Raw genomic sequence first — 10,327 nt, forward strand, 5'->3', positions numbered from 1 at the left:
CCAGTTTTGAAAGATAAAAGTCTGGTGACGATGGCGAAGTGGACACACCTGTTCCCTTACCGAACACAGAAGTTAAGCACTTCAGCGCCGAATGTAGTACATTAGTGCGAGAATAGGACGTTGCCAGGCTTCTTTCTTTTATAATAAAAAAATTAAATAGAGCCTCAGTAGCTCAGTTGGTTAGAGCACATGACTGTTAATCATGGGGTCCTAGGTTCAAGTCCTAGTTGGGGCGCCAACTTGGCTCGTTGGAGAAACGGTTAACTCACATGCCTTTCACGCATGCATCCACGGGTTCGAATCCCGTACGAGTCACCAATCACAAATTAAAAATACCATTTTCGAAGTGGTGTTTTTTTTTATGATTTTTAGTAGAAAGTATAGATCAATTCCTCCATTCTTTCTTTGTTTTTAATTAACTTCCTCGTTTATTTATATGGTATTTTCCATAAAAATATGATATCATATTCATAAATAAAGTGAGGAATTCCTATGACAAATTATGAAAAACTTGCCCATTTAATCTTTCCTGATGTAACAAAAACGATTTTAGACTTAGAAACGATTTTTCCAAAAAGAGACTTAGAAGAATCCGCCATGGTTACAAGGTTTGCGCCTTCGCCAACGGGTTTTTTACATACAGGTTCATTATTTGCGTCCCTTGTGTCATGGCGTTTTGCCAAACAATCAAACGGAGTCTTTTTTGTAAGACTTGAAGATACCGATCAAAAAAGAGAAATTGAAGGGTCTGGAGCTAAGGTTTTAGAAGAAATGAAACTATTTGGTATTAATCCAGATGAAAGTTTTGTTATAGGTGGAAATTATGGCCCTTACGTTCAAAGTGAACGTAAATGGATTTATGATATTGTCATTAAACATTTTATTGAAATTGGACTGGCCTATCCTTGTTTTTGTACACACGAAGAATTAGATGAGATTCGAACAAAACAAGAAGCACTTAAATTAAATCCAGGATATTATGGTGAGTTTGCATTATGTCGAAAATTATCAGTAAGTGAATTGATTTCGAGAGTTGAAGAAGGACACCCTTATGTTATTCGTTTTAAATCACCAGGAGATGAAAATCAAAAGGTCGCCGTTGATGATTTAATTAGAGGACACATTGAATTTCCAGAAAACGTTCAAGACATCGTTATTATGAAAACAGATGGCTTACCAACTTATCATTTTGCTCATTTAGTCGATGATCATTTTATGAGAACGACTCATGTGACAAGGGGAGAAGAATGGATGTCTTCGGTTCCTATTCATTTACAATTATTTGATAGCATCAACTGGAAAAGACCGATTTATTGTCATTTGCCAGTTATCATGAAATTAGATGAAGGCAAACGTAGAAAATTATCAAAACGAAAAGATCCAGAAGCTTCTGTTAAATATTTCCTTGAAAAAGGTTATCCAATTGAAGGCTTTTTAGAATACTTAATGACCATCGCAAACACGAATTTTGAAGAGTGGAGAATTGAGCATCCACACGCAAATTTATTTGATTTTGAATTAACCTTCCAAAAGATGAGTCTTGATGGAGCCTTATTTGACATTGAAAAAGTCAATTCAATTTCCAAAGAATGTTTAGGGAAAATGACGTCTCTTGTCATCGCAAGTAATGCATACGCCTGGGCAAATGAAAATGACGAATTAGAACTTTTACAAGTGATTCGTCAAGATCCTGACTATTTTGAATCCATCTTAAACATTGAAAGAGGAACCGAAAAACCAAGAAAAGATTATGCAAAATATTCTGATATTTTACCAGTGATTGATTTTATGTATGATGATTATTATTCTAAATTTATTCAAGAGCCCTTACCTTTTAATGAAAGATATTCAAAAACATTACTGATTTACATTTTAGAACTTTTCCTGTCAAGACCAGCACTCGATTTACCAGAAGAAGAATGGTTCTTAAATCTTAAAGAATTAGCCGAGTCTTGTGACTTTGCGGCAAGACCAAAAGACTATAAAAAAAATCCCGATGCTTACCTTGGGCACATTGGAGATTTTGCGGAAATTATTCGAATTGCAGTATCAGGCAGAAAGAACACACCTAATTTTTATTATGTGTTAAAGATACTCACCCTTAAAAAAGTAAAAGAAAGAATTCAAAAAGTAATTAGTCTTTTGCAAGACTAATTTTCTTGGCCCGTTGGAGAAACGGTTAACTCATTGCCCTCTCAAGGCAACATTCACGGGTTCGAATCCCGTACGGGCTACCATATAATAATTTGACACATTTTTTGATAAGCCAAGAAATGTGTTTTTTTTAAATATTAAACATTATTATGAGATATGAATTTAATGTCCTTTGGATTAAAGAGAAAGTCATCATTTTGATAGTTACGGGTTCGATTAAAATTCCCTGCACCATATGACGCGCTATTAGCGACTTGACTTCAGGCTCTATTTTCGGCACCATTTCTAGGTTATAACAAAAGCAACACTTTTCTTTTGTTTATAAAAATAAAGTCGGTTAACCACCTACTTTTTTTGTTGCATATTTAAGAACTGTTTACATAGGTAATATCTATAAAGTCTTTATTTAACAAATTTTCTTAAAAAATACAACTTTTGAACTTAAAGAAAAACAACAATAAATTATAATTTGTATATTCCTTCATTTCTAGAGTTTCATTTTATCTGAATTCTGTTTTTTAGGTTGATTAATTAATTAAATATATTGCGGACTATATATATTTTTAAAAATCATTGGTATAATAACGGTATTAAAACACCAAAAAGGAGTGATTATATGTTCACTATAGTGAAAGAGTATCAAAGAGCTATAAAATTTAGATTTGGAAAGTTCGTAAAAGTAATGAATCCAGGGATTAGATTAGTTATCCCAATTATTCACGAATGCACAAAAGTGGATTTAAGAATCATTACACAAGATGTTCCTCAGCAAAAATGTATTACAAAAGATAATGTCACCATCACAATCAATGCAGTTGTATATTATAAGGTTTTTGATGCGAAGAAAGCTGTATTAGAAGTAAAGGATTGTTTCTTTGCAGTTGCTCAATTAGCACAAACAACGTTAAGAAATTCCCTAGGTGGGTTTGAACTTGATGAGTTATTATCAAACTTAAAAGTCATATCTAAAGAGATTAAAGAAATTGTAGATACTGAAACAGATCCTTGGGGAATAAAGGTTGAAAAAGTAGAAATTAAGGATATTAAAATTCCCGAAGATATGGAAAGAATTCTAGCCAGAGTAGCAGAAGCTGAAAGGGAAAAACGAGCAATCATTGTAAAGAGTGAGGGAGAAGTCGGCGCAGCACAAAAATTAGCGGATGCCGCTAAGATTCTATCTTCTGTTCCTGGAGCAATGCATTTAAGAACTTTGGCCACTATAAACGATTTGTCTGGAGACAAATCAAATACGGTAATATTTGCTATACCTGTTGAAGTCTTAGAGTCATTTAAAAGTACAAGTGTTGTAGAAACTGTCAAAAATCTTATAAACAAATAATTGAATTTATATGAAAATTGAACATAGTGTGCTTAGGTTTATCTTCAATCTTCTGGTCCATTCTGCGTCATTATGAGTCGTTTTTTTCATATATTTCAACAACGATTTATCTCTTTTAAAATTATCATTTTATCCCACTTAGCATTTAAAGAAGTAAAGTGAAAGATTTATTGTTTTTATAATCATTAATTTTCAATGTGTAATATACTAAGTTTTGTCATAGTAAATATTTAATTAATATTTGCACAAATGACTTTTTTAATAGTTTATCATATGATATGATTTGTGTGAGTATGAATTCATTTTTGTCCTCTATTAAAAAGGCACCTAGCCAGCTAATGTTATAAGTAGAATAACATAGCAGTATAAATGATTTTGTTTTTAATGCGAAGTAAGGTTCTTTATGAGACAATGATTTCAAGTCTCATCATAGGCACCAAAGCGATGTTTGATTATGTGCATAAAATGGCTAAAAACAGTCTATTTAAACGATAAAATATGCGTTTTCGATGAAGTAATCAGCTGAATATGTATTGTGCTAGTGAAATCATCAATTAACATGTCCTAAAATGCACTAGGTGTGATGTGACTATGAAGTATTTGATAAATACAGTTGCATTATAATAGTCTAGGTTTAGGATATTGAACTTGGATATCATGGATAAAGAATTATTTGATGAATGTATTTTTTCCTTTCTAATATCTAATTAATTTTAAACAAAATTATGGCGGTGAAAACATGGGAGTGAATATCTATAAAATTTTACAAAAAGAAGACCTTATAAACGACTTAAATAGTCAATTTTACCAATCAACTGATGATTTGCAAGATGGTGGATTGATTCTTCGATTTTTTTACAAGTCTTCATATGAAAACGAAATTAAATGGCGAAACGTGTTCGATTTTTTTAATGTCGAAATTGACTTTAGAAGTAAGGACATCAAAGGTATAATATTAGCTAGCAAAGATAATATTGATTATGCAATTACATTTGGTAATTCAGCATTTGTTGCTCAAAGACATTGTGATGTCGATTTTGGTTTTGAATTAGCCAGAAGAATTGAGCTAAAAGAACTGAAAAGGAAAAGTACAAATGCACAAAGAGTTAGAGGTAGAAAAGGCGAAGTAAACACATATGTGAATGAAGATAATTTGGACATTGATTCAGGCCGTATTTTTACGAGTTTATCATTTACACCTGTTGATGAAACACTTGGAAAAAGAATTGATTTTGGAAAATCCATAAAGTTTAACTTCAAGTTAGACTTCAATCATTTAGGGTCACTATTAGAAAGAATTGAGTCAATCCTCGTAAACGATGATATTAAAAACAGAATCCCATATCTTAATAAAGTAAAAGATACAGAATTAATAGCAGAGTACAATTCAATTCTACTGTCTGATTTAGAAGACAAGTACGCTAATTCAATTAATACAACAGGACTTGATTTTAGTCTTAATGAGATTAGTATAATTGGTTCCAGTATATACTTTGAGCAAGAAAGTACAATGATAATAAAGTATGATAGAATTGTCAAAAATATTAAAACTTTGGACTTAAGCGAAGTTTTCGACTTTATCCATGATAATTCTATATCTTTGGCAGACTTCATTTCTAAAGGTAAGGTCGCATATCTAAATGAAGATGGAAAACAGTTATTCTCCGAATCAATCTTCGATTTTATTTCGTTTGATATTCCTGATAAAAGAGTAAGCCTTTATGAGGGAGCATGGAATGAGTATAATGATGATTTTATACGTTTAATACAAGACACAATTAAGAAGATTGAAATCTCACATGAGGTAGTGTTTGATAATATGAACACATTATGTGCTTCAAGCAATGGAGCTTACAAAGAAGAAAAAATAAATAATTACTTATGTTCCGTGATTAGTGCTGTTTCAATTGATAAATCAATGTATAGATTACCATATGAAACAAATACATTTAAAAACAAATTCCAAATTGAACTTGGAGATATGATCATTGATACGAAAGAGTACTGTTCATTGAAACAAGGCGATAATAAGTCCTTTAATTATTGTTTTGATCAATCAGAATTAGCGGCTGAGATTATGTTACGGCAAAGTTATGAGCAAGAAACGCCGCAAGTAATAAGCGTGTGGTTATTTATGAATAAGTTACCAATCAATTACCTAGGTGAATTAGACTTAACAGCAATCAACTCTATTATGTTGCAAAGGAAAATTGCATTATGGAAATCCGAACTTATGAGATTAGGATTTATTCATAAAATCAGGATTAACAAACTATGATTATTATTCGAAATTTAAATTCTAACAAGGTCATTCAAAAAGAAAAGAGGTTAGTGTGAAATGAAAAAATTACTTGCTCCATTATCGCTATTCAAACACGAAAAGGTATATTATATTTGGATATTTGCAGTAATTACAGTATTGGGAATTAGTTTGATTGTACCTGGATATCATAGTTTCTTTTCAAAAGGTCAAGGCATTATATTTATCATTGCGCTTATAGTTCCATTCTTACCCGAGCTGCTTCTCCCATTTATAATTGAAAAGAAAAAAAATAATATCAATAAGTATGTTACTTATAAAGTGATTAGTGTTTTGGTAAGTTTTTTTCTTATTGTTTTCCTTTTTGGAGTTTTATCGAAAATTGAAAGCGTCACAGAAAACCTCTCAATTATTTGGCAATCGGTTTTTATAGTTATAAGTTTAATAGTTGTTGTATATCTGTATGCCGTTACTAAGATGGACATTCATCAAGACCATTTTAGTCTATTTGATGATATTCCATATGGAGCTGAAGAAGATGCAGAAGTTCGTGATTTATCTAAAAATGCGAGTAAAAGAGATAAGGTAGGTGACATAAGTTTATGAAAACCATATATTTATTTGAGATTTCACAACCGATAGGCACATTTTATATTGGAAAAATGATGAGTGTGGATTTACTAAAAATTGCTAAATCGGAAACTAGAAATATAAAGGGTATACAGAGAGTGTTAAGTTCTCAACGTACCCAAAGCATCGCTAATTATTGCAAAGATCCAGATGCTATTTTTCCTACACCTATAATATTGGCAATCGATAGCGAGCAAGATATTGAGGAAGATATTGAGGAAGATATTGATGGAAATATTACAAATTCCAAATTTTCACTTATAAATGTTGATAATTCCGGTGTATTCAAATTTACTTATTCAGATGATATAAGAACTTCAATTCTTGATGGTCAGCATAGATTGTTTGGGATTCAAAAATCTGAAACAAATTTCGAGTTGCCAATTGCAATAGCATTTAATCTTACTGAAGAGCAAAAAGCATATATTTTTTCAACAATAAATAGTAACCAAAAACAGGTAGATAAATCCCTTATTTATGATTTATTTGAACTGTCAACATATAGAAGTCCACACAAAACTTCCCACTATCTAGCTCGACTTTTCAATTATTCTAGCGAATCTCCTTTCTATGGAAGGTTAAAAATGCTTGAAAAAAGAACTGATTATGCACAATCATTATCACAAGGAACCTTTGTTAGCTACATTACTGGTTTGTTAATTAGTAATAATCCTAAACAGGATATGATTGATATAAAAAACAACAAGGGATTGAAAGATAACGTTAAGTATCCATTAAGAAAGTACTTTATTCAAGATGCCGATGATGCAATTTATAAAATTTTGTTAAACTATTTCTCATCTGTAAAAGAAGTATTTAATGAAGAATGGAATGACTATAATAACTATATCTTATCCAAAAGTACTGGATTTGGTGCATTAATTAGAGCTGCTAAAGAAATTATTCCTATTGGAGAAAAAAATAAAACATTAGATTTATCATTTTTTAAAAAGGGAATGAGTGAGTTTAAAAAAGTATTAGAGAATGAAAAATTAGAACTAACTTCACTTGAGTTTCCATCTAATCACCAACAACAAGCGCGACTTTCAAAAATCATAATTAAGGCATTTAGTGATATATATTAGTTCACGAAATTTAATGAATATGAGACTTTATTTTTAAAAATTCAAAATGACAATTTCAATATGATCTACTCTATATAAAGATTAAATGTAGTTGACTTTTGTTGGAATAGATGTGTGATTGTTTTGCAAAAAGAATGATATCTCATCTCGATAGAAGGTACTATTTTTGTCTCATTTATACCAAGTGAAATTATCAAATTAATATCAAATCTCTTTATAATAATAGACGCGAACAATTCTTTTGCTAAATCTATGTCGAAGTGATTAGAAAGTTTTTTTGCAATCCTCATGTAGTTCTCTATCATTTCAGATAATTTTGAAAGTTTCTCAATCCTTAGTAAAACATCTGATATTTGACCATATGTTTCAAGTTTTTCGCTTAAAGGTAGTCCTTCAAGATTCTTATAGAGCCTTTCTTTCTCCAACTCCAGTTTTGCTAAAGCGGCCTTTTTTATTTCCTTTAATTTTGCTGCTATAGAAGCTTTATTTTCAACCAGGTATTTGGCCATTTGAATCACACCTTCTTTGATGTATTCAAATCTAAAAGAAACACGCTCTTTATTTTTGTGACCAAGCAACATCTCGACTTCATACTTATCATTATGCTTTTCAACTATCCTAGTTAAATACTTTCCTAAATCGACAGAATAGAAGTAATAGGCATAAGGACTGATTTTATGGCTTTCGCCTTTATGGAAGTGTTTGGTTCTTTCGTTTCTAATTTGTTGCACTAGGTCATATTTTTCTCTTGAGATAATCCTTGGATGATTATTTCTAACCAAGTATTGATTGACTCTGCCTAATGCATAATCGAGATTCTTAATTGATTTACCATAAAGTGTTTTTTGAAGGAGATTATCACCAGTATATTTCTCATTGTTAAGCATCACTTCTAAAGTGGATTGTGACCAAGTCTCATTGCCGTTTGGTGATGGGATTTTTCTTTCTTTTAGAAGCTCAATAATTTCCTTATATTTCATCCCTTGAAGATAACTATCAAAAATAAATGAAACAACTCTTGCTTCATCCTCTTTAATGGTAAATGTTTCCTTTTCAATGTGATAACCATAGAGTCTAGTCGTTGTATTTCCTCCACGTTTCATCTTTTTCATGATAGACCATTTGGTATTAGTAGATATCTGATTGGATTCCTCTTCAGCATATGCAGCGAGTATCGTTAACATGAAATCAATTGTTGGATCTAGTGTTGACATGTTCTCCTTTTCAAAATAGATTTCAATTCCAATTTTTCTTAATTCTTGAATCGCTTCAATGACATTGATTGTATTTCTACCAAATCTAGAAATAGATTTAGTCACGATTAAGTCAATGCCTCCAGCACGTGCTAAATCCATCATTTTTTGGAACGAGGAGCGTTTGTTTGTCTTACCTGACTCTTTATCCGCATAGATACAAATAAGCTCGTAATCAGGGTTTTTAACGATGCTTTTGGTGAGTTCTCCAACCTGGAGTTGATAGCTTGAATCTTGGCGACCTTCAAGTGTGGATACTCTTGCATAGATAGCAACTCTTTTCGTTTTCTTGATACCTGGAACAACAGGTATCGTAGTGACATTATTCATGAAGTATCACCTTGTAGTTTAATCCCATCTTTAAATCATAATCGATATGTAGGTTTTCAAGTAAAACAGGTAGTTTTGTTAATTCATTCATGAGTGGTAGAAGTTCATGGGTTTCATGTGATTTTGATATGACTAGAATAAGTTCACCAGATTGATGAATCATGATGCCAAAGAGATGCTTAAAGAAAAGCGGATGAATTGCTTCATTTGGATTTGCATACAGCTTTTCTAGTAATTCCAAAGTCGATACATTTCTTTGATGATGCATCATGTCTTTTCTTATTTTATGAATCTTAGTTTTAACAATCATTTCTTCCTTTGTGATACCCTCTAGTTCATTGATCTCTGCAGTAGCCTTAATGTTACCCACTTCAGTTAGTTCTTCACTTAAGGATTCAAAACGTTTATAAAGGCTATATAACGTGTAATTAGGCTTAATGTAATCAACAATCCTTTGATAGATACCATAATTCGATAATATATCCTTTATCGCTTGGTTAATGGTATCATCCACTAAGGTTGAATCCACCCAATTGGCTTCACATGGTTTCATATCTGTTTTGGTGTGCCTACAATCGAGCATGATTTTTGGTTCGTTTCTTACAAATCCCAGATGATGACGTCTTAAGGTTCTACCACAAGACTTGCAGTAAATCAGGTTGGTTAGTGGATACTTAGTTACTAGATTTTTTGAATAGTGTTCCTTATCGTTATAAATCGTTTGAGCGATTTCATAAAGAGCAGAAGGAATAATCGCTGGATGTGAGTTCTTAACATAATACTTATTCTCGATATTATCGTTTGGTACTTGTTTATGAGTTAAGTAATCAAGAGTAACAGTTTTTTGCAAGATGGTATTTCCTGTATATTTCTCATTTGTTAAAATCGTTCTTACACTGCTATAACTCCATAAAGGCTTTGATGATGCAGGAATCCCTTTTTCTTCAAGTATCTTTCTGATGTCATTGATGTTATAGCCTTCGATGAATAAAGAGTAGATGAACCTAACCACTTCAGCTTGAGTTTCATTAATCACAAGTAATCCATCCTCATCTTTGGTATAGCCATAAATCTTTGGAATATGTGCTTTACCAGCTTTAAATCTCTTTTCAATCGACCATTTCACATTAGTTGATATACTTCTTGATTCCTCTTGAGCAATCGAAGATAGAATTGCTAAAGTGAAATCAATCTTTGGATCATCTGAATATAGATTTTCTTTTTCAAAATAGATGATACAGCCAATCTGTCTGAGCTCTCGGACTAAAGATAAAAC

Annotated in this window: 7 protein-coding genes, 3 tRNA genes and 1 rRNA gene; 9 read left to right on the top strand and 2 right to left on the bottom strand. The window is 31.6% G+C overall.

Features of this window, described 5'->3' with window-relative positions; all coding sequences use genetic code 11:
* The first annotated feature begins 20 nt into the window (after positions 1–20).
* The 9 genes from rrf (at position 21) to KJ971_04155 (ending at position 7,468) form a co-directional block, all read left to right on the top strand.
* A 5S ribosomal RNA gene (rrf, locus tag KJ971_04115) occupies positions 21–129 on the top strand.
* A 32-nt stretch (positions 130–161) separates the two neighbouring features.
* Positions 162–238: transfer RNA gene (locus KJ971_04120), tRNA-Asn, on the top strand.
* 4 nt (positions 239–242) lie between these two features.
* Positions 243–318, top strand: a tRNA-Glu gene (locus KJ971_04125).
* A 174-nt stretch (positions 319–492) separates the two neighbouring features.
* Positions 493–2,154 carry a glutamate--tRNA ligase gene (gene gltX / locus KJ971_04130; protein MBU1145028.1) on the top strand — a complete coding sequence of 554 codons (1,662 nt, stop codon included), beginning with the start codon at positions 493–495 and terminating at the stop codon, positions 2,152–2,154.
* Between the two features lie 7 nt (positions 2,155–2,161).
* A tRNA-Glu gene (locus KJ971_04135) sits at positions 2,162–2,237 on the top strand.
* A gap of 533 nt (positions 2,238–2,770) precedes the next feature.
* The gene (locus tag KJ971_04140) at positions 2,771–3,493 is read left to right on the top strand and encodes a slipin family protein (protein ID MBU1145029.1); all 723 of its coding nucleotides are present in this window, start codon (positions 2,771–2,773) and stop codon (positions 3,491–3,493) included.
* A 739-nt stretch (positions 3,494–4,232) separates the two neighbouring features.
* A complete protein-coding gene (locus tag KJ971_04145; protein MBU1145030.1) occupies positions 4,233–5,771 on the top strand; it encodes a TIGR04141 family sporadically distributed protein in 1,539 nt (512 codons plus the stop codon).
* A 60-nt stretch (positions 5,772–5,831) separates the two neighbouring features.
* A complete protein-coding gene (locus KJ971_04150; GenBank protein ID MBU1145031.1) occupies positions 5,832–6,359 on the top strand; it encodes a hypothetical protein in 528 nt (175 codons plus the stop codon).
* Entirely contained in the window at positions 6,356–7,468 is a 1,113-nt protein-coding gene (locus KJ971_04155) for a DGQHR domain-containing protein (protein MBU1145032.1), read from the top strand. Before KJ971_04150 ends, KJ971_04155 begins: the two co-directional genes overlap by 4 nt.
* Before the next feature lie 65 nt (positions 7,469–7,533).
* Here KJ971_04155 and KJ971_04160 read toward each other — a convergent pair whose 3' ends face one another.
* Both KJ971_04160 and KJ971_04165 read right to left on the bottom strand, forming a co-directional pair.
* Positions 7,534–9,051 (bottom strand): recombinase family protein, encoded by a 1,518-nt coding sequence (locus tag KJ971_04160; GenBank protein MBU1145033.1) that lies wholly within the window; start codon positions 9,049–9,051, stop codon positions 7,534–7,536.
* Positions 9,044–10,327 (bottom strand): recombinase family protein (locus tag KJ971_04165; GenBank protein MBU1145034.1); only part of this gene is annotated, 1,284 nt, incomplete at its 5' end. The genes KJ971_04165 and KJ971_04160, both read right to left, overlap by 8 nt.

It is taken from the genome of Bacillota bacterium, from assembly GCA_018818595.1.
GTDB lineage: Bacteria > Bacillota_I > Bacilli_A > Izemoplasmatales > Hujiaoplasmataceae > JAHIRM01.